The sequence below is a fragment of the Bacteroides muris (ex Fokt et al. 2023) genome (genome assembly GCF_024704895.1).
GTDB classification, from domain to species: Bacteria; Bacteroidota; Bacteroidia; order Bacteroidales; family Bacteroidaceae; genus Bacteroides; species Bacteroides muris.
Map to the genome: position 1 here is coordinate 97,181 of NZ_JAMZEE010000007.1, position 24,327 is coordinate 121,507.

22 protein-coding genes, 1 tRNA gene and 1 pseudogene are annotated in these 24,327 nt (G+C 46.7%); 14 read left to right on the forward strand and 10 right to left on the reverse strand.

The genetic code is table 11. From position 1 onward, the window contains the following. Positions 1–361 precede the first annotated feature (361 nt). From M1B78_RS04625 to M1B78_RS04655, 7 genes and pseudogenes are all read left to right on the forward strand, one after another. Positions 362–435 (forward strand) — tRNA-Thr (locus M1B78_RS04625). A 145-nt stretch (positions 436–580) separates the two neighbouring features. Further along, a pseudogene (locus M1B78_RS04630) lies at positions 581–1,125 on the forward strand (DUF4199 domain-containing protein). 54 nt (positions 1,126–1,179) lie between these two features. Next, on the forward strand, positions 1,180–2,133 hold the full coding sequence (locus M1B78_RS04635) for a glycosyltransferase family 2 protein (RefSeq protein WP_016273343.1): 954 nt from the start codon (positions 1,180–1,182) through the stop codon (positions 2,131–2,133). A 2-nt stretch (positions 2,134–2,135) separates the two neighbouring features. Further along, on the forward strand, positions 2,136–2,621 hold the full coding sequence (locus tag M1B78_RS04640; RefSeq protein WP_136010426.1) for a DUF6452 family protein: 486 nt from the start codon (positions 2,136–2,138) through the stop codon (positions 2,619–2,621). After that, entirely contained in the window at positions 2,590–3,357 is a 768-nt protein-coding gene (locus tag M1B78_RS04645; RefSeq protein ID WP_136010425.1) for a DUF6048 family protein, read from the forward strand. Before M1B78_RS04640 ends, M1B78_RS04645 begins: the two co-directional genes overlap by 32 nt. A gap of 6 nt (positions 3,358–3,363) precedes the next feature. After that, a complete protein-coding gene (locus tag M1B78_RS04650; protein ID WP_176469239.1) occupies positions 3,364–3,942 on the forward strand; it encodes a manganese efflux pump MntP in 579 nt (192 codons plus the stop codon). Positions 3,943–3,971: 29 nt separating this feature from the next. After that, on the forward strand, positions 3,972–4,988 hold the full coding sequence (locus tag M1B78_RS04655; protein ID WP_257940022.1) for an FAD:protein FMN transferase: 1,017 nt from the start codon (positions 3,972–3,974) through the stop codon (positions 4,986–4,988). A gap of 21 nt (positions 4,989–5,009) precedes the next feature. Here the strand turns inward: M1B78_RS04655 and M1B78_RS04660 are convergent, their stop codons facing one another. Together M1B78_RS04660 and M1B78_RS04665 are read right to left on the reverse strand one after the other, a co-directional pair. Further along, positions 5,010–5,378, reverse strand: coding sequence for a DMT family protein (locus M1B78_RS04660; RefSeq protein ID WP_136010422.1), 369 nt, complete (start codon positions 5,376–5,378; stop codon positions 5,010–5,012). A gap of 21 nt (positions 5,379–5,399) precedes the next feature. Beyond that, positions 5,400–6,149, reverse strand: coding sequence for an ATP-binding protein (locus M1B78_RS04665; protein WP_176469238.1), 750 nt, complete (start codon positions 6,147–6,149; stop codon positions 5,400–5,402). 159 nt (positions 6,150–6,308) lie between these two features. Here M1B78_RS04665 and M1B78_RS04670 point away from each other — a divergent pair, with 159 nt between their 5' ends. From M1B78_RS04670 to M1B78_RS04685, 4 genes are all read left to right on the forward strand, one after another. After that, positions 6,309–7,739, forward strand: a complete 1,431-nt coding sequence (locus M1B78_RS04670; protein WP_257931817.1) for a tetratricopeptide repeat protein — start codon at positions 6,309–6,311, stop codon at positions 7,737–7,739. An 8-nt stretch (positions 7,740–7,747) separates the two neighbouring features. Continuing rightward, on the forward strand, positions 7,748–8,218 hold the full coding sequence (locus tag M1B78_RS04675) for an NfeD family protein (protein WP_257940023.1): 471 nt from the start codon (positions 7,748–7,750) through the stop codon (positions 8,216–8,218). A gap of 48 nt (positions 8,219–8,266) precedes the next feature. Beyond that, the gene (floA, locus tag M1B78_RS04680; protein ID WP_257931819.1) at positions 8,267–9,268 is read left to right on the forward strand and encodes a flotillin-like protein FloA; all 1,002 of its coding nucleotides are present in this window, start codon (positions 8,267–8,269) and stop codon (positions 9,266–9,268) included. 94 nt (positions 9,269–9,362) lie between these two features. Further along, entirely contained in the window at positions 9,363–10,241 is an 879-nt protein-coding gene (locus tag M1B78_RS04685) for a nucleoside phosphorylase (RefSeq protein WP_257940024.1), read from the forward strand. 706 nt (positions 10,242–10,947) lie between these two features. Here M1B78_RS04685 and M1B78_RS04690 read toward each other — a convergent pair. Both M1B78_RS04690 and M1B78_RS04695 read right to left on the reverse strand, forming a co-directional pair. Continuing rightward, positions 10,948–11,184, reverse strand: a complete 237-nt coding sequence (locus M1B78_RS04690; RefSeq protein WP_246866933.1) for a hypothetical protein — start codon at positions 11,182–11,184, stop codon at positions 10,948–10,950. Between the two features lie 275 nt (positions 11,185–11,459). After that, positions 11,460–11,693, reverse strand: coding sequence for a hypothetical protein (locus M1B78_RS04695; protein WP_257940025.1), 234 nt, complete (start codon positions 11,691–11,693; stop codon positions 11,460–11,462). Between the two features lie 224 nt (positions 11,694–11,917). Between M1B78_RS04695 and mnmE the strand changes: the two genes are divergently transcribed. The 3 genes from mnmE (at position 11,918) to M1B78_RS04710 (ending at position 15,553) form a co-directional block, all read left to right on the forward strand. Then, a complete protein-coding gene (gene mnmE, locus M1B78_RS04700) occupies positions 11,918–13,312 on the forward strand; it encodes a tRNA uridine-5-carboxymethylaminomethyl(34) synthesis GTPase MnmE (protein ID WP_257940026.1) in 1,395 nt (464 codons plus the stop codon). Between the two features lie 111 nt (positions 13,313–13,423). Next, complete coding sequence (locus M1B78_RS04705) at positions 13,424–14,473, forward strand: helix-turn-helix domain-containing protein (protein ID WP_257940027.1); 1,050 nt, start codon at positions 13,424–13,426, stop codon at positions 14,471–14,473. Positions 14,474–14,542: 69 nt separating this feature from the next. Further along, positions 14,543–15,553: a site-specific integrase gene (locus M1B78_RS04710; RefSeq protein WP_257940028.1), complete on the forward strand. Its 1,011-nt coding sequence runs from the start codon at positions 14,543–14,545 to the stop codon at positions 15,551–15,553. 145 nt (positions 15,554–15,698) lie between these two features. Here M1B78_RS04710 and M1B78_RS04715 read toward each other — a convergent pair whose 3' ends face one another. From M1B78_RS04715 to M1B78_RS04740, 6 genes are all read right to left on the reverse strand, one after another. After that, positions 15,699–17,021 carry a sigma-54-dependent transcriptional regulator gene (locus M1B78_RS04715; protein WP_257940029.1) on the reverse strand — a complete coding sequence of 441 codons (1,323 nt, stop codon included), beginning with the start codon at positions 17,019–17,021 and terminating at the stop codon, positions 15,699–15,701. Further along, complete coding sequence (locus tag M1B78_RS04720; RefSeq protein WP_257940030.1) at positions 17,014–19,323, reverse strand: hybrid sensor histidine kinase/response regulator; 2,310 nt, start codon at positions 19,321–19,323, stop codon at positions 17,014–17,016. Before M1B78_RS04720 ends, M1B78_RS04715 begins: the two co-directional genes overlap by 8 nt. An 84-nt stretch (positions 19,324–19,407) precedes the next feature. Beyond that, complete coding sequence (locus tag M1B78_RS04725; protein WP_136000019.1) at positions 19,408–19,797, reverse strand: hypothetical protein; 390 nt, start codon at positions 19,795–19,797, stop codon at positions 19,408–19,410. An 18-nt stretch (positions 19,798–19,815) separates the two neighbouring features. Further along, the gene (locus M1B78_RS04730; RefSeq protein ID WP_257940031.1) at positions 19,816–21,051 is read right to left on the reverse strand and encodes a DUF1302 family protein; all 1,236 of its coding nucleotides are present in this window, start codon (positions 21,049–21,051) and stop codon (positions 19,816–19,818) included. Then, the gene (locus M1B78_RS04735; protein WP_257940032.1) at positions 21,048–21,821 is read right to left on the reverse strand and encodes an outer membrane lipoprotein-sorting protein; all 774 of its coding nucleotides are present in this window, start codon (positions 21,819–21,821) and stop codon (positions 21,048–21,050) included. The genes M1B78_RS04730 and M1B78_RS04735 overlap by 4 nt, the downstream gene beginning before the upstream one ends. Further along, positions 21,818–24,187 carry an efflux RND transporter permease subunit gene (locus M1B78_RS04740; protein ID WP_257940033.1) on the reverse strand — a complete coding sequence of 790 codons (2,370 nt, stop codon included), beginning with the start codon at positions 24,185–24,187 and terminating at the stop codon, positions 21,818–21,820. Before M1B78_RS04740 ends, M1B78_RS04735 begins: the two co-directional genes overlap by 4 nt. Positions 24,188–24,327: the final 140 nt, after the last annotated feature.

Sequence of the window (24,327 nt, forward strand, 5' to 3'; positions counted from 1 at the left end):
TTCAACAACTGTCGGACGATAAGGTTACAGCTGTCGGACGAATACTTCTTAGTAATTGGACAAATACTTCTTAGTAAAAGGAATATCTGTCCATCGTAATGCCGGAAAGAATCCGTACCTCCCCCCCCCTCAAAAGAGTCTATGTAGGGAGGCCATGAAAAGGAATAGAATGAGGAATCAAAAAAAATAAATAAAAAAACACCGGAAGCTATTGCAGATTTCAAAATAATGTCTACCTTTGCAACCGCAAAACAGAAAAACGGGTAAGTCCTATACGGCCAGCTCCCTTCGAATCCTCCAGGGCTTGATCGCAGCAAAGGTAGTTGGTTGTAGCGGCGCGATATAGCAAGCTTGCCCACCCGCCTCTTTAGCTCAGTTGGCCAGAGCACGTGATTTGTAATCTCGGGGTCGTTGGTTCGAATCCGACAAGAGGCTCAAAAGAAAAGCAGGTGACACTTTCGTGTCATCTGCTTTTTTCTTTTTGCCCCACAAAGAATCCTCTAATTTATTTAAAATCTATACATCGGCTTGCCCTTGAATCCAACTATATTTGTACCTTTGCACATTATTTCTAAGAAAGATGGCAGAAAATAAAGGTTACATGCAACGATACGCAATGCTGTTCGGCACCTATATGGGAGTTTTTTGGATATCGAAGTTCATACTCTTTCCGGTAGGACTGTCGGTTCCTTTTTTACTTTTCCTTTTCATGGGACTCACGCTATGCGTACCTTTTATGGGATATTATTTGCACGGATGTATCGTAATCACGTATGCGGAGGCGGCATTAGCTTCCTGCATGCGTGGATATTCACCGTTTTCATGTACATATTTGCCGCGCTGCTTGCCGCCGTGGCACACTACATCTACTTCAGGTTCATAGACCACGGATATGTGCTCAACACTTGCGAAACGATGGTAGACACACTTGCCCAAAGCAACATGCCGGGCATGGATTCTTACATCGCCACCTATCAAGAAGCTCTGGAGACAGCCCGGCTGCTCAGTCCTATCGACATTACGCTGCAGATGATATCGTCCAATGTGTTTTGGGGTTCGATACTGGCTTTCCCCACCGCCTTGTTCGTAATGAGACGCAAAAAAGACGACGCTCCGGCAGAGTGACGGAACAGTAAAAAGGAATGTAATTTTAATTGTAAACAGAAAAATCATACATTAATGGATATTTCAGTTGTCGTACCACTATATAATGAAGAAGAATCACTCCCCGAATTGTTCGCATGGATTGAGCGAGTGATGAATGCCAACGGCTTTTCATACGAAGTAATCTTCGTCAACGACGGAAGTACCGACCGTTCCTGGCAGGTAATCGAACAATTGCAGGCACAAGCTCCGGACAAGGTACGGGGCATTAAGTTCCGCCGCAACTACGGGAAGTCGCCGGCATTGTTCTGTGGTTTCGAACAAGCGCAAGGAGACGTCGTGATAACCATGGACGCTGACCTGCAGGACAGTCCCGACGAAATACCCGAGCTCTACCGCATGATTACCCAAGAGGGGTACGACCTCGTATCGGGCTGGAAGCAGAAACGTTACGACCCGCTGTCAAAAACTCTCCCCACAAAATTGTTCAATGCCACCGCCCGCAAAGTATCGGGCATCAAAAACCTGCACGACTTTAATTGCGGACTGAAAGCGTATCGCAAAGAGGTGGTCAAGAACATAGAAGTATATGGTGAAATGCACCGTTACATCCCTTATCTGGCCAAGAATGCCGGCTTCAAGAAAATCGGTGAGAAAGTGGTGCACCACCAGGCACGCAAATACGGAAAGACCAAGTTCGGGCTGAACCGTTTTGTAAACGGGTATCTGGACCTTCTTTCCCTTTGGTTCCTTTCCCGGTTCGGCATCAAGCCCATGCATTTTTTCGGATTGCTGGGTTCGCTGATGTTCATCTTCGGCTTTATAGCCGTGGTCATAGTGGGTGTCAGCAAGTTGTACTACATGCACCATGGCATGCCCTACCGCCTTGTGACCGACTCTCCCTACTTCTACCTCTCGCTGACCTCCATGATTATCGGCACGCAACTATTCGTGGCAGGATTCCTCGGAGAACTGATTTCACGCAATGCCCCGGAACGAAACAAATATCAAATAGAGAAAACCATTTAACGATGAAAAAATTAGTCAGACTTGTCATACTCGGAGCTATCCTTTGTCCGATAGCAGGCATAGCCATCTCCTGCTCGGAAGAGGCCGACTGCTCCATGACGGCACGCCCCATGGTGAATTGCATTCTTTATAGAGTAGACCCCGAAACCCAATACGTGGAGAACGACACGCTCGACTCGCTCACCGTGACGGCATATGGCACCGACTCCATCATCATCAACAACCAGAAGAAGGTACACGACATCTCCCTGCCATTGCGCTATACGGAAGATTCCACCAAGCTGATATTCAAGTACAGCCGGACTAAGAGTGACACGATGGTGATACGCCACACCAACACCCCCTATTTCCTATCGATGGATTGCGGCTATCAGATGAAGCAGGCCATCACGAACATAACGTTCACCCGCATCTCTCTGGACTCGATATACATCAAAGACAATGAAGCAGGCATCTATGGAAAGGAAAATCTTAAGTTATTCTATTAGTCTGGTACTCTGCCTGCTGATGTTCCTCCCTCTACAGGCGCAGAACGGGAATCCTACCGCTCCCCCCCAGGGAACACCTCCCAAGAAGGAGAAGAAGGACGCGAAAGAAGAGGTGCACTATCCGTTATACAACGGCATGTCCGTGGGCCTGGACTTGTGGGGAATCGGAAGTTCCGTATTTGGAGGAGATTTCCTGAGTTCCGAAGTGGCCGTGGACGTAAACCTCAAAAACCGCTTCTTCCCTATTGCCGAACTGGGATATGGCTCCACGGACACCTGGAGCGACAAAGGCATACACTACAAAAGCAATGCCCCCTACTTCCGCATAGGAATGGACTATAACACGCTATACAAGAAGCAGCACGGACACATGCTACTCGTAGGCTTGCGCTACGGTGTAAGTAGCATTAAGTACGATGTAGACGCTTTGGGAGTGGACGACCCGATATACGGTGGCATCGTAGGTAATCCGAATCTGGACGACGAGATATGGGGAGGCAGCCTGCCCTATAGCCATAAAGGAATGAAAGGCTCCATGCAATGGGCGGAATTTTGTGTCGGTATCCGGGCGCACGTCTGGAAGGCATTGTACATGGGCTGGTCGCTACGCTTCAAGTTCAAATTGTCCGCCTCCGCCGATAAATACGGCGACCTATGGTATGTACCTGGTTTTGGGAAATATGGCTCCAACACGATGGGAGTAACCTATACGATAACTTATAAACTACCTCTATAAGCGCTTATGACAGGGTTAGAGATTTGGCTACTGGCCGTAGGACTTGCGATGGATTGTTTCGCAGTTTCTATAGCCAGCGGAATTATATTGAAACGCGTCCGGCTGCGCCCTATGCTGGTGATGAGCATCAGTTTCGGCTTTTTCCAGGCTTTGATGCCTCTGCTGGGATGGATAGGCGCAAGTTTTTTCAGCCATCTGATAGAAAGTATCGACCATTGGATAGCATTCAGTATCCTTGCCTTTCTGGGTGGACGTATGATAATGGAATCCTTCAAGGACGAAGGTTGCAAGCACGAGTATGACCCCACTAGTCTGAAGGTGGTGCTCGCTCTGGCCGTGGCAACCAGCATCGATGCATTGGCGGTAGGTGTTTCGTTTGCACTCCTCGGCATCAAGCAATTCTCAGCCATTCTTTCCCCCATCGGGATTATCGGTTTTGTATCATTCGCCTTGTCGATGGTCGGCCTGATGTTCGGCATCCGTTTTGGATGTGGCATAGCCCGCAAACTGCGCGCCGAACTTTGGGGAGGAATCATCCTCGTCATCATCGGTACCAAGATATTGATAGAGCATCTCTTCTTTTAATTAATAAAAAGTAAAAACTCAGATAGGATATGAAGAAGAAAGTACAACGAAATTTTTTATGGATTGCCCTACTGGTGCTGGGCACCATCTGGATACTTGCCCGCCACAACCAAGCCACTCCTTATCAGACAGACAATGGACTGATATTCGGTACGATATATAAAGTGACTTATCAATGCGACCAGAATCTGAAGGCTGAAATAGAAGCGGAACTCAAACGTTTTGACGGTTCCTTGTCCCCTTTCAATGATACGGCGACTATTACGCGCATCAACCGCAACGAGGACATTGTGCCCGACACATTCTTTACCAACGTCTTCCACCGAAGTATGGAAATCTCCCAAGAGACCGATGGTTCCTTCGATATCACCGTTGCCCCTTTGGCCAATGCCTGGGGATTTGGTTTCAAGAAGGGCAACTTCCCCGACTCTGCCATGATAGACAGCCTGCTGGAGATGACAGGATACGAAAAAGTAAAATTGTCCGATGAGGGGAAAGTGGTGAAAACAGACCCACGTATAATGCTCTCGTGCAGCGCTGTGGCAAAAGGATATGCAGTAGATGTCATAGCCCAACTCCTGAAGAAGAAGGGTATCTGCAACTTCATGGTCGATATAGGCGGAGAAGTGGTGGTTCATGGACAAAACCCTCAGAATAGACTTTGGCGCATCGGTTTGAATAAGCCGGTAGATGACTCATTGGCGGTGAACCAAGAATTGCAAGCAGTGCTGCAAGTCACGGATTTAGGCATGGCTACATCGGGCAATTATCGCAACTACTACTACAAAGACGGAAAGAAATATGCGCATACCATCGACCCGCGTACCGGCTATCCGGTGCAACACAGCATCTTGTCTGCTACCGTCATCGCCAAAGATTGCATGAGCGCAGACGCCTATGCCACAGCATTCATGGTGATGGGGCTGGAAGAAGCAGAACGCGTAGCGGATGAGCATCCGGATATCGACGCCTGCTTCATTTATGCGGATGAAGAAGGAAAGCTTCAAACGTTTTTAACAAAAGGAATGGAGAAGTATATGAAATAATGTGCAAATACGATTAGCCCATCATTTATAAAATACAAAATATACCGCCAGAACCAGACATACAAAAGCTGCAAAATGGTTCCAATGCAGGGTTTCTCCCTTGAAAAGGACTGTTGTAAACACCGTAAAGATTATCAATGTAATAACTTCTTGAATTACTTTAAGTTGCATCAATGAAAATGGGCCTCCATTACCTAGAAAGCCTATCCGATTGGCCGGGACTTGGCAAGAATACTCAGCCAGAGCTATTACCCAGGAAAACAACACCACGGCATACAACGGCCAATTGGAAATGATTTTTGTCTCTTGTAACTTCAGATGCCCATACCAAGCAAATGTCATAAAAATATTAGATACAATCAATAGTAAAATAGTATAAAATGCCTTCATATATGTTTTTATAATTAATGGTTAATGTTTTATGATTGCAGGCAACAATTCCTCCTGCACATTCGTCATACTCCCCCATAGGCTATAGCGTGCCTCAGGATTCATTTCCTCTAATTGTTTCAGGATACCTTTCATTGTACTACGGCTGGATTGTGATTCATACGGACAATTCTTCACCTGCTTACGATACCCCCTCACTTGTGCCAACTCCATCAAATCCGCCTCATGAACCAGACACATCGGACGGATAATCGTCATATCAAACTTCTTCATCACCAGTCGGGGAGGCATGGAGCTGAATGCTCCCTGATAGGTGATATTCATCAGCAAGGTCTCCAGAATATCATCCATGTGATGGCCTAACGCGATTTTATTGCATCCCTGCTCCTTGGCTACGGTAAACAATGCCTTCCGCCTATTCCAAGAGCAAAGAAAACAAGGAGACTTGCGAGTATCTGTCGTGGCATCAAACTCCGTTTCAAAGAGAACAAAAGGCACTCCCCACGACTCTACGTACTCCCTCAGATAGTCTACATCGCTCTGATAAGGTATATTCTTCATCACTACATGTACGGCGACAACGGAAAAACGAGGTTTATAGACACGGGCACGGCGTGCCAACAACTCCACCAGCGCCAAAGAGTCCTTGCCGCCCGAAAGCCCGATAAGAATCTTATCGCCGTCCTCTATCAGCCCATATTCCACCACACCTTTGCTAAACCGCCTGTCTATGCGGCGCAACATCTTTTCTTCTTCAGTAAATTGTGCCATTGATACGAGTTATGAGTTATAAGTTATAGCTCTTCCGGCTGCAAAAGTAAGGCAAAAGAACGATTTAAAGAAGAATTAACAAAATAGAATTACGGAAACCGGCTTTATTCACGATAAATTTGTATTTTTGACCTTCTGAACAAATCAGCATGTATCAATATGAATAAAAAATATATCCTTTCCATTCTATTCGGGCTTTTGAGCATAACGACTTCCGCACAAAGCCTGGCAGAAGCCAAAGCCTTGTACGAGAAGGGAGAATACGAAGAGGCCAAGCCCACCTTCAAGAAACTTGTCAAGGCACAACCTGGCAATGGAAATTACAACCTATGGTATGGTGTATGTTGCCTGGAAACCGGCGAACCCGCAGAAGCCTTGAAACATCTGGAGAGCGCTGTCAAGAGACGTGTCCCCAGCGGGCAATTCTATTTGGCCCAGGCATACAACGATTTATATCGATTCGAAGATGCCATCGATACTTACGAGGCCTACATTTCTGACTTGAGAAAGAGAAAACGCTCCACCGAAGAGGCCGAACAATTATTGGAAAAAAGCAAATCCAACTTGCGCATGCTGAAAGGTGTGGAAGAGGTTTGCTTCATTGACAGCTTTGTAGTAGACAAGAAAAATTTCCTGGATGCATACAAAATCAGCCCCGAATCGGGCAAGCTGTTCATGTATGACACCTACTTCAAAAATTCTGGTAAGGAAGGCGGAACAGTATACGAAACGGAGCTGGGCAATAAGCTATATTATAGCGAAATGCAACCGGACAGTACCCTCAGTATCCTTTCGCGCAACAGGTTGCTGGACAAATGGAGTGATGGCAGCTTGTTACCCGGAAACATCAACGAGGCCATGAATGCAGACTACCCCTATGTACTTACGGACGGTATCACTATCTACTATGCCTCGGATGGCCCTGATTCGATGGGAGGATATGACATTTTCGTCACCCGTTACAATACGAATACCAACTCTTATCTGATGCCGGAAAATGTGGGCATGCCGTTCAACTCGCCCTACAACGACTATATGTACGTCATCGACGAATTCAACGGCTTGGGATGGTTTGCCTCCGACCGCTACCAGCCCGAAGGCAAAGTATGCATCTACGTATTCATTCCCAACTCATCCAAGCAAGTGTACAACTACGAAGGGATGGACTCGGACAAGATGATATCATTGGCACAACTTCACTCTATCAAGGATACATGGACGGATACCGATGCGGTAGAGGCCGCCCAAGAAAGGCTCCGGACTGCTGCCAACGCAAAGCCGCAGACCACCAAGAAGCACGATTTCCAATTCATCATTGACGACCACTCCACCTACTACCGGCTGGACGATTTCCGTTCCCCACAGGCCAAAGCCTTGTATGGCAAATACAACCAACTGGAGCAGAGCTACAAGCAACTGCAGGAGAAACTGAAAGATATGCGTTCGGAATACTCCCGAGCCAACAAGCAGGAAAAGGACAAGATGTCTGTCGCCATCCTCGACTTAGAGCAACGCGTACGACAATTGTCTGCCGAAATGGAGCAGACCGCCATTCAGGCGCGCAATCTGGAAAAACAAGCCACCAAATAAAGAAAACTATGGATATACTCATTATCGCCGCATTGATTACAGGAGCAGTAATATTGTTCTTAGTGGAATTATTCGTAACTCCGGGCATCAGCGTTGCCGGTTTTCTGGCAGGAGGGTGCATCATCTTTGCCAACTACTATGCCTTTGTCCATATGGGCACCACGGCAGGTGCCATTACGCTTATCATATCTGCCTTGGCCTGTACCGGTTCGTTGATATGGTTCATGCGGTCCAAGACACTTGACAAAATTGCATTGAAAAAAAACATCACTTCCAAAGTAGACCGTAGTGCTGAGGAAAAAGTCAAAGTAGGCGACGTAGGCGTCACCACTACCCGCCTGGCTCTCATCGGCTATGCCGAAATCAACGGGGACATCGTGGAAGTAAAGTCATCAGACGGCTTCATGAACGAGAAGACTCCGATTATCGTAGACCGTATTGCCAACGGAGTTCTCTTAGTGGAACGGCTCAAGCAGTGAAGTTTCAGAAATCAACCTATTTATAACTAACAATTAATATTTAATCTCATGGATCCAAGCACAACTTATTTAACTGCCTTCCTCATTATAGGTGGCATTATCTTCCTGGTACTTTTCTTCCATTATGTACCGTTCTTCTTATGGCTGTCCGCCAAAGTATCGGGAGTAAACATCTCGCTGGTACAACTTTTCCTGATGCGCATTCGTAATGTCCCTCCTTATATCATTGTGCCCGGCATGATTGAAGCCCATAAAGCAGGATTGCAAAACATCACGCGCGACGAACTGGAAGCGCACTACCTTGCCGGAGGCCACGTAGAGCGGGTGGTGCACGCACTGGTATCCGCCTCTAAAGCCAATATCGAACTTCCGTTCCAGATGGCAACCGCCATCGACCTTGCCGGTCGTGACGTGTTCGAAGCCGTACAGATGTCCGTTAACCCCAAAGTAATCGATACCCCTCCCGTAACAGCTGTTGCCAAAGACGGTATCCAGCTGATTGCCAAGGCACGTGTAACAGTGCGTGCCAATATACGCCAATTAGTGGGAGGTGCCGGAGAAGACACGATTCTGGCCCGTGTAGGCGAGGGTATTGTGTCTTCCATCGGTTCGTCAGAGAATCATAAGTCCGTATTGGAGAATCCGGATTCTATCTCCAAACTGGTATTACGCAAGGGGCTGGATGCCGGAACGGCATTCGAAATTCTGTCCATTGACATCGCCGACATCGACATAGGCAAGAACATCGGTGCCGCCCTGCAGATAGACCAAGCCAATGCCGACAAGAACATCGCTCAAGCCAAGGCAGAAGAACGCCGCGCCATGGCCGTAGCCACAGAGCAGGAAATGAAAGCCAAGGCACAGGAAGCCCGTGCCAAAGTTATCGAGGCAGAAGCGGAAGTACCCAAGGCCATGGCCGAAGCATTCCGCAACGGCAATCTGGGTATCATGGACTATTACCGGATGAAGAATATAGAAGCTGACACTTCCATGCGCGAAAACATTGCCAAACCGACGACGGGCAATACCAGCCAGCCGTTGAGTAAATAACTAGAAAAGTAACTGACAGAAACGCCGGAATCGGTGAACAAGAATCGGTTCCTGGCGTTTCTATTTATAAACAAAAGATTAAAACCTCAAGTATATGAAGAAATATTTCGCCTCTTCCGAACTGATTATCAATGAAGACGGTTCTGTATTTCATCTTCACGTAAAGCCCGAATGGCTGGCAGACAAGATTATCTTGGTAGGCGACCCCGGACGGGTGGCACTGGTTGCCTCCCATTTCGAAAACAAGGAATGTGAAGTGGAAAGCCGCGAGTTCAAGACCATCACCGGTACTTACCAAGGAAAACGCATCACAGTGGTTTCCACCGGTATCGGATGTGACAACATCGATATCGTGATGAACGAGTTGGATGCCCTGGCAAACATCGACTTCGAAACGCGCCAAGAAAAGCCTTGCCTACGTAGCCTTGAGTTGGTGCGTATCGGCACCTGCGGCGGCCTACAACCCTACACCCCGGTAGGAACATTCGTATGTTCCGAAAAGTCTATCGGTTTCGATGGTCTGCTCAACTTCTATGCCGGGCGCAACTCCGTGTGCGACCTGCCCATGGAACGTGCCTTCCTCAACCACATGGGATGGTCCGGTAACACGTGTGCCCCCGCCCCCTACGTTATTGATGCAAATGCTGAACTGATAGACCGCATCGCACAAGACGACATGGTACGTGGCGTAACGATTGCCGCCGGAGGCTTCTTCGGGCCTCAAGGCCGCGAGCTACGCGTGCCGCTTGCCGACCCGCACCAGAATGAGAAGATTGAAAAATTTGAATACAACGGCTACCGCATCACCAACTTCGAGATGGAAAGTTCCGCTCTGGCAGGCCTAAGCCACCTGATGGGGCACAAGGCCATGACGGTATGCATGGTCATCGCCAACCGCCTGATAAAAGAAGCAAACACGGGATACAAGAATACAATAGACACTCTTATCAAAACTGTACTCGAGCGCATCTAAGTATCCATCAAGAAACCCTACTCCCTCTCCTTCAGACAGTCTAGGGAGTAGGATTTAGCAATGACTTCATCATATCCTGCTTGACGTGCCCGTTGCTGGTCTGTATAAACTCCAAATACTCTCTCTCCTTCTCCTCATTCTCTACAAAAGAAACCATCTTGGAAAACCTACGATGGCATTCAAGGGAATACGGATTTCATGACTCATATTGACCAAAGAAAGTGTCTGCATTCGGTCGGATTCCTCTACCCTCCACTTGGCTTCGATAAGCTCCTTGGAACGACGCACACGGTCATTAATATCATGAGTTACTTTCCTCTACAGGCTCTACGGTACTATGTCGGTGTCCAATCCCCGCCGGAAGCATCAACATATTTGCGAACCGCACTCATCTGTCAGACACAAGGATAATTACTTTGCAGACAGAGGAATATCGAATAGTCTTATATGACCATTGTCGATTCAAGCTATCCTATCTACCCCTGGATGAGACGCTGTTGTTCAAAGCGTTTGAAATATATATCAATGAAGTCTTTTTCATTGGTGAACATATGTTATGCAGTGACAAAAATTTTACGGGTGACTGCCACCTGTATTTTATCTTTTGTTTCTTCTTGACGGTTACCTGCACATAGTTGAGTTGGAGAAGAAGTAGTTACGGGTTCTTGAAGCGACTCACGCAATTTCTATAAGTATCTGTCTGAAGTCACGCAATTATTACTGTGGCTGCGCGTTCTTTAACTCCGGGGATGGTTTGCAGGCGTCTGTACTGTTCAGGGAAATACCCCTCATACAAGGCGGTGTGTTCTTTCTGACACTCGGATATCTGAGCATTTATCAAGTCTGTCATCGCCAAATACTGCTTGATTACGGTGATGTCGACTGACGAAAAGTTGCCGGTCACCGCTCCAATGATGTTGTCCCGCCCATGCTTGTTTATCATTCTTCCATGAACCAGTGAGAGAAGTTTTTCGGCATCGGTCTCGCCCTGCGATATTGCCTATACGATGCTCTGACAACTCCTGCCATCGGTATTGGAAACGTAGTTGCTAAAGCAGAAGCCGCAACGCTACATGGCCGCGTCAAGCTTATTCTTGTTGCAAGTCATATCCTTGCTCAGATTGAAAATGAGGCGATTGAGCTTGCGCATGTCCTAAGCTACTGGGTTTGTACAAAACTCTCCCTAACAAGCTGTTTCAGCTGGCACTCGGCTATCCATTAGGCGTCCTTTGTATCGCTCTTGCAACCCGGCAGCTGCTTAATGAAATAAGGGTTGGCAAGACGAAAAGCCATGTGTTCGCACAACTTATCCCATACCGATCCCCATACGCAGCATGGTCTCCATTCACATTCCGTGACTCCATGGAGAAGCATGTAATCGCGCATCTGTCTCAGTTGGGTGGTTAACGTTCCATAAGTTTGCTTGAAAATAATGGCCTCGTCATGACGCATAATACACAAAAAACATCTTTATGTACGTCAAGGCCTGTTACGATTCTGTTTCTGTCCATGGCAAGAGATATTTTTTTGTTTTACACCCCTAATTCACGAATAACTGTGAACAAAGCACGGCATCAGTAACAGATAATTTGTGGCAGGCTTGACCTTTTTATTCTGTCGGTGTAGAAATCTAGCAATTTATATGTAAATTTGCATAAAAAAACAAGCCGAATAAAATGAACCAAGATACCATTTGTGCCATAGCCACCGCTCAAGGGGGAGCCATAGGATGTATCCGCGTCTCCGGACCAGATGCCATAGAGATAACATCCCGCATATTTACCCCTGCCCGGGAGGGGAAGAAGTTGAAGGATACCAAGCCATACACTCTTACCTTTGGCTATATCCATGAAGAAGAAAACATCATAGACGAAGTGCTTGTCAGTTTATTCCGCGCCCCCCACTCGTACACGGGCGAGGATAGCACAGAAATCATGTGCCACGGTTCAAGCTATATTCTTCAGAAGGTGTTGCAACTGCTCATCGGTAACGGTTGCCGCCTAGCCGCTCCCGGTGAATACACGCAACGATCCTTCTTAAGCGGTAAAATGGACCTAAGCCAGGCCGAAGCCGTAGCCGACCTCGTCGCCTCTACCTCTGCTGCCACTCACCGCCTCGCCATAAGCCAGATGCGCGGCGGGTTCAGTAAAGAGCTAGCCTCATTACGCGACCAATTGTTGCACTTCACATCACTCATTGAACTAGAGCTGGACTTCAGCGACCACGAAGAACTAGAATTTGCAGACCGCTCCGAGCTATGTCTCCTAGCAGATGACATAGAACAGGTAATTTCCCGTCTAGTGCAATCCTTCAGTGTAGGCAATGCCATCAAAAACGGTGTCCCCGTAGCCATCATCGGTGAAACGAACGCAGGTAAATCCACTCTGCTGAATGCACTACTAAACGAGGAACGAGCCATTGTTAGCGACATACACGGGACAACCCGCGATGTAATAGAAGACACAGTCAATCTTGGCGGGATAACCTTCAGGTTTATTGATACGGCAGGTATACGCGAAACAAATGACACCATTGAGAACTTAGGAATTGAACGAACCTTCCAGAAACTGGAGCAGGCGGAAATCGTACTCTGGATAGTCGATGCCACAAATGCCGTCTCGCGGATACCACAACTATCTAACCAGATACTTCCCCGTTGTGCAGGAAAACAGCTCATTCTCGTATTCAACAAATCTGATTTAGTTCAGGATGCCTCAACCATCCCCAACTCAGGTTTTACCGTGACCACTACTAATGTGCAATGCATCGCCATCTCTGCCAAAGGGCGTACCAACCTCGACAAACTCCAGCAAATGCTAATCTCTGCCGCTAACCTGCCCACAGTTACCCAAAATGATGTCATTGTCACGAATATCCGCCATTACGAGGCTTTGACCCATGCCCTGAAAGCCATCCACCGAGTCCAACAAGGGTTAACAGAAAATCTATCCGGAGATTTTGTTTCACAAGATATCCGTGAATGTGTTTTCCATCTAAGCGATATTGCAGGGGAAGTCACGAACGATATGGTACTTGGAAATATTTTCGAACATTTTTGCATCGGCAAGTAATTAATTGATTATCAATACGTTATATTGACAGCAATTGACTGTTACTGAACGATAAAACTTAAATCTTACAAGAACGCCTAATGCTGATAACTGTCAGTGTTAGGCGTTTTTATGCACTATTTTGTACGGATTTTGTACGACAGCGACTCATTTCACCCCAAGCGTCAGCAAGGTGGTGGAGAAAGTGGTACGTCACGGTACGTCGTGATACGCCATGATACGATTATTGACGAAATTAACACGTATGACATGAGTAGCAACATCAAAGTCGAGAGAATCTGTGAATGGTGCGGAAAGAAATTCATCGCCCAGACTACAGTGACACGCTTCTGCTCGAAGCGGTGTGCCGAGCACTCTTACAAGGAGAGACTACGGCAAAAGAAAATGGCAGTATCAAATCTTGAAACTGCATCAGTGCCCAATAGCAATAAATGGAGAGATAAGGATTATCTGACCCCTACCCAAGCAGCCGACTTACTCGGAATTGGAAGGATGTCAATATATCGCTATATCCGTAATGGGAAAATTAAGGTTGTTCGGTTTCAGCGAAAGACTCTCATCAGCAAAGCCGATATTCAGGCGATGTTTGATTTTCTTACTCCGAAAGAAACCGAAGTGTCAGAATCCACTGAAAGAAAATCAAAGTCAATCTCTGATTTCTATACCCGAGCTGAAATTCGGGAGAAGTATGGCGTAAAGGATTCATGGATATACAAGGTCGTTGCCGAGAACAATGTGCCCAAAACGATCCTTAGAGGCAAGGCATATTTCAGCAAGAGTCATATCGACCGGCTTTTCTCTGCGAGAAAGGAGAATCCGGAAATTACGGAGTGGTATTCGGTCGAGGATATTCAGTCAAAGTATGGTATGACTCTCTCGGCGATTTATTCGCTGGTGTCGAAAATCGGGATACCGAAGCGCAAGGAGGGGCCGAAGGTCTATTACTCCAGATATCACTTTGATGTAGCTAAAGGTGCCAAGTCGGCAGAGGATGTAGAGTTTATTTCAGTGGCAGATGCCATGGAAAAATACTCGCTGACACGTGACCAACTGTATCACTACGTCAAAACATATAAGATAACCAAGCTCCGCTGCGGCAAGTATGTTAAACTGAACGCCAAAGAGTTAGCCAAGTTATTCAATCCCAAGATTCAGTTATAATCCGGTGATTTTTCTCTCCGGGCAACCACCTCTTTCCCTTACACATTATAAATCTAAAAATCAAGAAATATGGAATCTGCAACAATCACCAAAGTTACCCTCCGAAAAGAAAAACTCCGTAGCGGCAAACTGTCGCTCTATCTCGACTACTACCCTCCCATCTGGAATCCGCACATCAAAAAGATGTCGCGCCGGGAGTTCCTCGGCCTTTATCTCATCGGTAATCCTAAGGATAAGTTCGAGCTTGACTACAACGAGGAAATCATGCTCAAAGCTCGTGGCATCCGTGCCACCCGTGAACTGGCAATCATCAATGAGGAGTTTGGATTCCTCGACCGTACCAAGAAACAGGCGGACTTTCTTGAATATTTCGAGAGCAAGACAAAGGAGAAATATCAGAAATGGGAAATCGTGTATAAGCACTTCAAGGACTTCTGCAACGGCAGATGTCTGATGAAAGACGTGACCATCGGTCTGTGTAACGACTTCCGTACATACATTCTTAAAATTCGGGTAAAGCAGACCGGCAATATTATCTCGCGCAACTCAGCAGCCGGATACTGGTCCACCTTCCGAGCATTGTTAAAACTGGCTTACAAGGAAGGCTGGCTCCGTGAGAATGTCAATGACTACCTTGACCGCATCGACTGGGAAGAACCGAAAATCAACTATCTCGAAATCGAGGAGGTGAAGAAGTTAGCAACTACACCTTGTAAAGTTGATGTTCTGAAACGAGCATCACTTTTCGCCTGCATGACAGGACTTCGTATCAGCGACATACTCCAACTTCGTTGGGAGAATATCGAGTTGTCGCCCGATGGCGGCTACTGTATGCGCATCCGCACCCAGAAAACCAAGACTCAGGCGACATTGCCATTGAGTGATGAAGCCTTGTCGTACTGTGGCGAACAAGGCCGGGGCATGGTCTTCAAAGGGCTGAGCCGTGCCCACACCCGCGAACCGTTCAAGAAATGGCTCAAAGATGCCGGTATCAAGAAGAAAATCACATTTCACATCGCAAGACATTACGAATTGTCTTTATCGCTGAATTTGAATAGTTTGCAAAGATTTATTTCTTGATGGGTAACGATTTAGAAACAAGCGAAGTTCTGTATTTTACCTCGTTTTGCATTAAATCAAAAGAACACTTTTTCTAAATGCAAATATAATACTATTTTTTGAAAAAACATACTTTTGTGGGTAACTAAATTCAGCGAATTATGGACTATGATTGCTGAAATTTATACTTTAATCCATATTCTTCCAGTTTGTTGTACAGCGTCGTACGTCCTATCCCGAGCAGTTCTGCGGCAACCTTGCGGTTACCGTTCGCCTGCTTCAACGCGCGTAAGACACGCTCCTTGTCTTCCGCATCGCTGCGCAGGGCGAAGCTGACAGGTGAGGTCGCCCTCGTCACGGCAAGTTCCAGATGCTCTTTCGTGACAAGACCCGTCTGTGCCTGCAACACCGCGCCCATGATTTTCTGACGAAGCTCACGGACATTGCCCGGCCACGCATGGGTCAGCAATGTCTTGCGGGCTTCTCCATCAAAGCCGATGACATCGCATTCCAGTTCCTGATTCGCAATTTCACGGAAGAACTCAGCCAGCGGCATGACGTCCTCCTGACAGTCGCGCAACGGCGGAACGGTTATCTCGAAATCGTGCAGACGGTACAACAAGTCCTGCCGGAAACGCTTTTCATTGACCGCTTTTTCCAAATCCTCGTTGGTGGCGGCGATGATGCGGACATTGAAACTTCTATCCGTCTTATCACCAATGGGACGGTATCTCCGTTCCTGTATGGCGCGGAGTAGCATCTGTTGTGTTTCCGGTGCGAGGTTGCCCACCTCGTCCAAGAACAACGTGCCGCCTTCCGCCTCATGGAAATAACCTTTCTTGGCACTGTCCGCACCCGTGAATGCGCCTCTGACGTGTCCGAAGAATGCCGACGGCGCAAGTTCTTTGGTGAGCGAACCGCAGTCCACAGCCACAAACGGCTTTCCTGCCCGCTTGCCCTTATCGTGCAGCAGGTGGGCGATATGCTCCTTACCAGTGCCGTTCTCCCCGAAAATCAGTACACTCATGTCAGTAGGAGCCACCAGCCTTATCCGCTTCATGATGTCTTTGAACGCAGAGCCGTCACGGGAGAACACCGGCATACGGTTTCGTCCGATATTCCGTTCTTTTAATATGGTACGGAGCAGAGGGACGAGTTTGTCCTCCACAAGCTGCTTGGGGATATAGTCCAGCGAACCGAGTTTCATGCTTTCCACTGCCGTATGTACTTCGGCATAGTCGGTCATGATGATGAACGGTTGCATCATGCCCTCCTTGCGCATCCAGCGCAACAAGTCGATGCCATCGCCTTCAGGCAAACGTAAGTCTGAAACTATGATGTCGTTTTCTGTCGCTTGTAGCAGAAGCTTCTTTGCTGTCGAGAGGTGGAATGCCTGCACGGTGCGGAATCCCTCGCGTGCCAGCAGGTTGCAGACAAACTCGCAATACACGATGTTGTCCTCCACCACGATGATTTTTGTCTTATCCATTGTTATATTTCTTCCTTTCTTCTTTTGCCAACCGGATTATCTCCGAACCCTTATCCAGCACAGCTTTTATAGCATTACCAATTGTTTTATCGTCAGGCGTGCCATCGCTATGAAGCAATTTGTATAGTTCCCTTAACGGCTGGTCGGCACGGAGTATCTCCCACGAGCTGCGCAGGTGGTGTGTAAGTGCGTTCAGCTCCTGAAGGTCTTTGCGTTGTTTCGCCTCCCGTACCGCCTGCATTTCTTTCTCGGTTTCCGTAATTAGTTTCTCCAGCATGACGGATTCATTGCCGTAGGATAGCAGGGAGGTGAAATCCGGCTTTTCATTCCGGTTGCATTTCATGGCGCATTTGTCTGAAACCTCCATCAGTTCCGATATGGAGAACGGTTTGAGCAGACATCCTGCAAATCCACGTTCTATAAGTTCCTCCTTGCTACAACTGCCCGAAGCGGTGGTCACGACTACCGGGATAGTCTTTGAATTTCCCACATTGGAAGTGCGCAACAGTTCCAACAGCTCGAAGCCGTTTATCTCCGGCATGTTCAGATCCGTCAGAAGCAGGCTGTATTCTTTCCGGCGTATCATTTCCATCAGTTCCGCAGCATCGGTGCAGGTGTCGCAGTGTACGCCTTCCTGTGCATACATTTCTTTCAACATCAATAGTAACACCTCGTCATTGTCGATGGCGATGACATCGTGGAATGTACGGTCATGATGAATCCGTGTCTGATTTATCCTTTCCGGTAGTTCCCCGGCTGTCTGCATAGGTATTTCCACTGTGAAGCGGCTTCCTTTGCCTTTCTCGCTCTCCAGCCGGATTGTGCCGCCGAGCATTGACATGATACGCTGAACGATGGAAAGTCCCAGTCCGAAGCCGTCTTTTGCGGCGGCGTTTGCCAGACGCTCGAACGCAACGAACACCCGTTGCTGTTCTTCCTCGGTCATTCCCGTGCCCGTATCTTCGACGATAAGTTTCAGGACGCCGTTATTGTAGTCCGTTGTCAGAGAAACGCCACCGTTCTCCGTGAACTTGATGGCGTTTGACAGCAGGTTGTTGCCGATTTGCAGGATACGTTCCTTATCGGTCAGGACAATAGTATCCGTTTGATTGGTTATGGCCAGAGCCAGCCCCTTGTTCATGGCAATTGGCGTAAACTCCGTTTCAAGAATGTGTGTGATTGCCGAAATCCGGTAAGGAGAGAAATTCGGCTGTTCCTTGCCGTTGTCCAGACGGAAGAAACTCAGCAGGGTGTTGAGCATTTCGCGCATACGGTCGGAGGATTGCTGAATATTTTGGATATACATCCCGGTTTTATCCGTATTGCAATCTTTCCGCATCAGTCCGGCATATCCGGTTATTGCTGTCAGCGGTGTACGCAGTTCGTGGGTGATGGTATGCACGGCTTTCTTTCGGGAGGCAATCAGTTCCTCGTTTTGTTTGATAGACCGTTTCTGCTGTTTTATTAAATCTGCTGTTTCTATTTTGTACCGTTTGATACGGGTGATATTTCGGTGGATGATTATGTAAGAGATCACCAATAACAACACAACGAATCCTGTCAAGCTACCTATCTGAATAAAAGAACTGTCACGCATGGCGGCTATTTCCGCTTCCCGTTTCTGTAAGTCTGCTTGAACTTTCTCGTCTATTTGAACTACCAGTCCTTGCAGTTGTCTGTTGAGTTCCGCATTTCGTGCAGCAAGACTATCGGCGTGTTCTGATAAACGGCGGCTTTGTGCCCGTTGTTCAGCTATCATATTCCGGTTAAGGGAACGGAGCATCGTAGTAGTCACAGTTGGTTTCGTTTCTTCCTTTTTGCTGAAGATACTCAAGAAACCCTTGCGCTTGGACTTTTGGGGCTGTTCCTGCACACTCTTCTGTACGATTATAGGTACTTGACTGGTTATCTTATCATTGATGGCTTGTTGCTGTTCAAGTACCTGCACGATTTGGCATATCTGCCGTTCCTTGTCTTCGAGAAGATGGCGTACACTGTCTATGCGCTCTGCCGGATATATAGCTTTGAAACGGCAGAGCATACTGTCCATTGCCATACGCTGGACATGGTAATGTTCTAAATCTTCATCATTCCATTCCAATATCGTTTCACCCAATAGGGAAAACTCTATCAATTGAATGTGGATGTTGTTTATGTCTTTTCGAAATTCGTCAATCTTATGGTTGTCGGATTCTAATGCCTCCACTTCTTGCCATTCATTGTACCAAGTGGAGGCAATACAGCCAATCAATAACGTAATTAACACATATCCGTGTAAAATTATTTTTGGGATATACTTCATCTCTTATATTAACAGCACATATCATTCAACACCTGCAAAAATCAAAGTAATAGGTGTTGATTATTGCACACCTATTATTTTGATTCACCTTTTAATAAGTCTACATGACTCCATACAAAGGAATCCGCTGACGACAAGTATCACGGGCAACAGTGGTAACTGAACTGCACTAAACCCGGTAAACAACTCGACAAGATGGAACAGATTGAAAAGGAACATAAGAATCGCCAATACTGCGTTTCCTATATACCACGACCGGCTGCGTCCATACAAAGTACAAAGAACTCCGATTACAGGTATCAGGTAGCTTACTGTCATCATGAACGTAAGCAATCCGACAGGCGCATTGCCTGTCGCTTCAACCGTAATGCTTTCATCCCAGAACAGAGGCAGCAGGTCTGCTAATGTATGCAGGGCGAACCCGCAGATAACTGCTACCCAAAGAACGGTGATTCTAATTTTTGATGTTTCCATAATGATTTAAACAAACGATTAAAAACTGTATTTCAATTTCACCCACACCTCCGAATTGTGGTCATACATGGCAAACTGCCCCTTGTCGGCATGAAAAAAATCGTAGCCTGCAAAAACATGTATTTGGTCGGTCAATGCATAGTCCGCACTCAAGCGGTTGTAAATTCCACCGTTCGCTACATCCACGTATGCGAAAGTGGACAGATTGAGTGTATTGCGCAACAAGTCTTTGGAGATACGGACAGTTGCCATTCCGGAGTTGCGATACGAGGATATTTCCGCCAAGTTGCCACTGATATATTTGTGAGAATATTGTATTCCGAGTTGCCAGTCATTTCCGGCATACCAGTCCAAACCGATAAGGGCATTGGTGCTGTTGCGGATAACGACAGGTGTATTGATAATAGGATCTTGTGCTTCACCAAAATATTCCGCAGCTTCTGCACGGACTACAAATTTGCCCAATGGAATTGATAGGTCAGCTCCCACCATCGTCATTCGGCGGTATTCACCATCACAGTACAACGAACCGTTTTCTGTTACGGTTTTGCGGAACACCGGCATTTTGTTCCATGTCCGAAGAACACTGACGCTGAAATCACCTCCACTAAGATAGGCTCCGATACGTCCGCCGTACTCGATACTTCGGAAGCGCTTTTCCGGTGTATTGTCTATGTTGATAGAATAAGGCATGGACACTCCCGGAAGCGTGAGAGCCCAAGGATTATTCCTGTCAGTAGATAACTCATAAAAAGAACTTACCGGAATCATCACCGCCTCGGCATTCCACTTGGGATGGGTGTATTTAAATCTTACGCAGTTCACCGGAATGCGGATATCATCATAGTCCTGTGTCAGGAACTCGGTAAAATCCATAGGTGAAACAATATCGGTAATACGCATGGCATCCGCCACGCCCCATGTGATGATTTGTCGCCCGGTGCGGATATCCCAATTAGATTTACCGTAATACAAGTAAGCCTCACGCAGAAAGAACCCACTTTGGCTTTTCAGCAAACTGTTATAAACCGCATTCGCCGACACGAACATGCCCGCATTGCCTTTCTCCAATGACAGTTCACCTCTCACACGGCTGCGCGATGCCATCCAGTCATTGGGTCTCTCAGTACGAAGGGCATGATAAGTATCCATGAATCCTTTAACTTTTACACGCAGTTGTTCGTTTTCTTCCTGCGCCAAGGCAGGAAGAAAAACAATACAAAGCAAGAAAACGAAAATTGCAATTCTTTTCATAGTCCTTTCTCTAATTTGGATACTGTAAACATCGCAGCATCTAATTTCATGTCATATTTCGGATTCTTCATCATGATAATGGTTTTGTGCCCAGTCTGGACATTATTCATCTCCATGCGGTGCTTCGTCCAGAAGCCCTGTACTTCAGTAATCTCCGAAACGGTCAGTATGCGATGAAGCTTGTTCAACTTGTCGTAATACTCCACACGTATGCCCATCAAGAACTCCTGCGCCACCCATGTCACCTTGCGCGAATAAATCTCATGTTTGTCCACGGGAACGGATTCCACCACCCAACATTTCTTGCCATCCCGTATTTCTGTGCGCAATAGCTTGTGTTTGTCCTCGTCAATATTCCGGTCACCCATATCATCGTAAGTGAAATCTGTTCCCATAAAGTAGTCCGTCTTGGACGACGAGCCGCTGATGCGCCGTGTTTTCTTCATTGCCGGCAGATAAAGCCATTTGTCATCCTCTTTCCCTATCCGGTCATAGTCCCATGTAAGGAATCCCGTACCTTTTACGTCACCGGGATATGTAAAGTACATGATTTTCTTCGTATCCTTGCCGATATCCATCGCCCACGATTCCACCTTGCGCTCACGCTTCGAACCATTCTTTTTCACTAACGTAAGTTCCATTTGCGCATAACGAGTGTCTCCATCAGGGCGTTCATCTATCTTTTTCATGATGTCTCGTCCGGATAATTGCTGTGCCTGTAGTGCAACTGCGACAAGCGCAAATGCCAATGTTAAAAATACATTTCTCATTTTTCTATTTGTTTTGAATTATTGATTTTTTCTTTCCCGAATACATGGAATCTTTCCACTAATACCGGAGTAATGAACAAATCGGAAATCAAGGCTGTCATAATTCCAATTACAGCCAACCAGCCGAAATTGAAAAATTGCAAACAGCATGAATCCATAAATCCGGCAAATACGGCCGATGTTATGACTGATGTCGTGACGATTGCCACACCGACAACACGGAATGTTCGGCGAATAGCCGTTTGATAATGTCTTTTTCGGTCATATTCCAATTTGGCATGGTTTATGAAATGTATGGTGTCGTCCACTGCCATACCCAACATCATTGGAATTATGCAAGCTGTCATCATATCAAGGGGTATGCCCGACCAGCCCATGTAACCACCCACGCAAATTGCAGGAAACAGGTTCGGTATTAAACCGATTAAACCAATCCGTACACTTTGGAACACTATCATCAGTATCATGCCGATGATGAGTACCGAAATCAGAAATGATTGAATCTGTCCGCGCACAAGATATTGCATCATGGTGGTGAATTGCGGAAGGTTTCCTACCGCTGTTATTTTTGCACCGGGAAACAATCCGACTGCGCGCTGTTCTATGTCGGCAAGTTCACGTTCCGCCTCACCTGAATTATAGTCGGACATCTCCACCATCAGGCGCAGACGGCGGTAGTCGTAATCCATCCAGTATTCCGATTCCGTGCCGCCGGCATTCTCGTAAAGCAGCATCATCTGAGCCACCTCGTCTTCCGTATCCGGGATGCGGTAATATGCCCTGTCTCCATCATTAAGCGTCTGATTCAAATCTTTCAGAATGTCGAGGATAGACGTTGTCCGTTTGGTCAACGGATATTCCTCTGTCAGTTTCGTAAGTTGTTCCAACCGGTGGAGATTTTCGGGCAATTTAGCCTGACCGTCTTCGGGAAACTCTACCATCAAGTCATACGAATAAAGCGAGCCAAGTTCAGAATGGCTGACTTCCAACAATTTGTTTACATACGGCACTTTCTCTCCCATGGTCCGTTCCATATCGAAAGCCGGTTCCACACGCCATACGCCGATGCCGAGTGCTACGCAACAAAGGACGAATACGCTCAGGATTATTTTAGGATTATGCAGGCCAAAAACACCTATGCGCACCATGATTCTCGACCATCGAGTATCGCTATTGTCCGTGAAGTTTGGTTTGGGTTTCTTGTCACGTCCGAACGATAACAATACTGGGGTAACGAGCATGGTTGTAAGCATGACAAACAGCACGCAAAGCGATGTATGGATACCGATGTAGGCTACCGGGCGTATCGGCACGATAAGAAATGAAAGTAACGACACGATGGTTGTCATGCCGCAAAAGAATACCGGCCATCCCGTTTCGGTGAATGTTTCCACTACTGCTTGTTTACGCCGTCCGTGAATCAACATCCGCTTGCCGAAAAACGAAAACAAATGAATATTATAGGCTATGGATACGGCAAACGCCAATATAACGGGAATAATACTCGTTGCCGAATCTACATATAATCCCAAGGCTCCGGCAATGCCGAATGTGACGAGCAATCCACCAAATGTACCGATAAATGGTGCCACGACACCGCGCACGGAACGTGTCATAATCAGCATGACAACGATGGAAATAAGTATGGCAAACTTTGCCAATCGTCCCATTTCCGTGCCAATGAACACTACCTTTTGCTGGCTGACATAGGGCATTCCAGTTGCTTTTGGATGAAGTGATGTATATTGGGGGTTGTGTATAATCCGGTCTACTTCTTCTCCGGTCAGAATATCAGGCGAAACCGTCGTCTCTTTCTTCCATACAGAATCTGCAGGAAACGGACGCAATTTGATGACAATCCATGACAGTTTTCCATCTTTAGAGATAAGTTTACGAGCCACCTCCGGTTTGCTGTAAGCCCGTTGTTTCACTGAATCCAGCCCAATTTTATCCTTCGGAATTACTTCCGGAACAATCTGCTCGATAGCCATTCCTCCTTCGTTGCCCGCAAGAAACTCTATATCGGCAAGTGACATTATTTTGTCTGCATACGAAAGGCTGTCAAGCAGTTCGTTGGACAAAGCCCGTAACGTTTCAAGATTTTGCGTTGTGAAATGGTTGTCACACTCTGTCAATACACCCACATAATAGTCATTGCCGAAATGTGCTTTGAACTCGTCTGTCTTCACCAACATGGGATCTCCTTTGATGAAATAATCGTCGAAAGAAGTTTGCACCACCATTTTCTTTACACCCATTACCGCTAACATCATGACTACGGCAAACGCTGCAAGCACCCACCAGCGTACCCGCAGCAACCATCCGGCAAATACGCCGAACTTTTCATTGATTCTTTCTATTTTCATGTTTTCTATAATTGAATTTATTGTTATTCGCTTTATGCCATGCAATTTGTCAGGTTATTATTATATAATAGTCCGTTAAAAATTCACCATATCGGCTAAGCGGCTTCTGCCACTATGCCAAAGAGTTCTTTGATAAGTTT

Excerpts from the sequence above, each read along its gene's own strand:
- M1B78_RS04635 (WP_016273343.1), top strand. The coding sequence starts at position 1,180 with ATGGATATTTCAGTTGTCGTACCACTATATAATGAAGAAGAATCACTC.
- M1B78_RS04640 (WP_136010426.1), top strand. The coding sequence starts at position 2,136 with ATGAAAAAATTAGTCAGACTTGTCATACTCGGAGCTATCCTTTGTCCG.
- M1B78_RS04645 (WP_136010425.1), top strand. The coding sequence starts at position 2,590 with ATGGAAAGGAAAATCTTAAGTTATTCTATTAGTCTGGTACTCTGCCTG.
- M1B78_RS04650 (WP_176469239.1), top strand. The coding sequence starts at position 3,364 with ATGACAGGGTTAGAGATTTGGCTACTGGCCGTAGGACTTGCGATGGAT.
- M1B78_RS04655 (WP_257940022.1), top strand. The coding sequence starts at position 3,972 with ATGAAGAAGAAAGTACAACGAAATTTTTTATGGATTGCCCTACTGGTG.
- M1B78_RS04660 (WP_136010422.1), bottom strand. The coding sequence starts at position 5,378 with ATGAAGGCATTTTATACTATTTTACTATTGATTGTATCTAATATTTTT.
- M1B78_RS04665 (WP_176469238.1), bottom strand. The coding sequence starts at position 6,149 with ATGGCACAATTTACTGAAGAAGAAAAGATGTTGCGCCGCATAGACAGG.
- M1B78_RS04670 (WP_257931817.1), top strand. The coding sequence starts at position 6,309 with ATGAATAAAAAATATATCCTTTCCATTCTATTCGGGCTTTTGAGCATA.
- M1B78_RS04675 (WP_257940023.1), top strand. The coding sequence starts at position 7,748 with ATGGATATACTCATTATCGCCGCATTGATTACAGGAGCAGTAATATTG.
- floA (WP_257931819.1), top strand. The coding sequence starts at position 8,267 with ATGGATCCAAGCACAACTTATTTAACTGCCTTCCTCATTATAGGTGGC.
- M1B78_RS04685 (WP_257940024.1), top strand. The coding sequence starts at position 9,363 with ATGAAGAAATATTTCGCCTCTTCCGAACTGATTATCAATGAAGACGGT.
- M1B78_RS04690 (WP_246866933.1), bottom strand. The coding sequence starts at position 11,184 with ATGATAAACAAGCATGGGCGGGACAACATCATTGGAGCGGTGACCGGC.
- M1B78_RS04695 (WP_257940025.1), bottom strand. The coding sequence starts at position 11,693 with ATGCGTCATGACGAGGCCATTATTTTCAAGCAAACTTATGGAACGTTA.
- mnmE (WP_257940026.1), top strand. The coding sequence starts at position 11,918 with ATGAACCAAGATACCATTTGTGCCATAGCCACCGCTCAAGGGGGAGCC.
- M1B78_RS04705 (WP_257940027.1), top strand. The coding sequence starts at position 13,424 with ATGCACTATTTTGTACGGATTTTGTACGACAGCGACTCATTTCACCCC.
- M1B78_RS04710 (WP_257940028.1), top strand. The coding sequence starts at position 14,543 with ATGGAATCTGCAACAATCACCAAAGTTACCCTCCGAAAAGAAAAACTC.
- M1B78_RS04715 (WP_257940029.1), bottom strand. The coding sequence starts at position 17,021 with ATGGATAAGACAAAAATCATCGTGGTGGAGGACAACATCGTGTATTGC.
- M1B78_RS04720 (WP_257940030.1), bottom strand. The coding sequence starts at position 19,323 with ATGAAGTATATCCCAAAAATAATTTTACACGGATATGTGTTAATTACG.
- M1B78_RS04725 (WP_136000019.1), bottom strand. The coding sequence starts at position 19,797 with ATGGAAACATCAAAAATTAGAATCACCGTTCTTTGGGTAGCAGTTATC.
- M1B78_RS04730 (WP_257940031.1), bottom strand. The coding sequence starts at position 21,051 with ATGAAAAGAATTGCAATTTTCGTTTTCTTGCTTTGTATTGTTTTTCTT.
- M1B78_RS04735 (WP_257940032.1), bottom strand. The coding sequence starts at position 21,821 with ATGAGAAATGTATTTTTAACATTGGCATTTGCGCTTGTCGCAGTTGCA.
- M1B78_RS04740 (WP_257940033.1), bottom strand. The coding sequence starts at position 24,187 with ATGAAAATAGAAAGAATCAATGAAAAGTTCGGCGTATTTGCCGGATGG.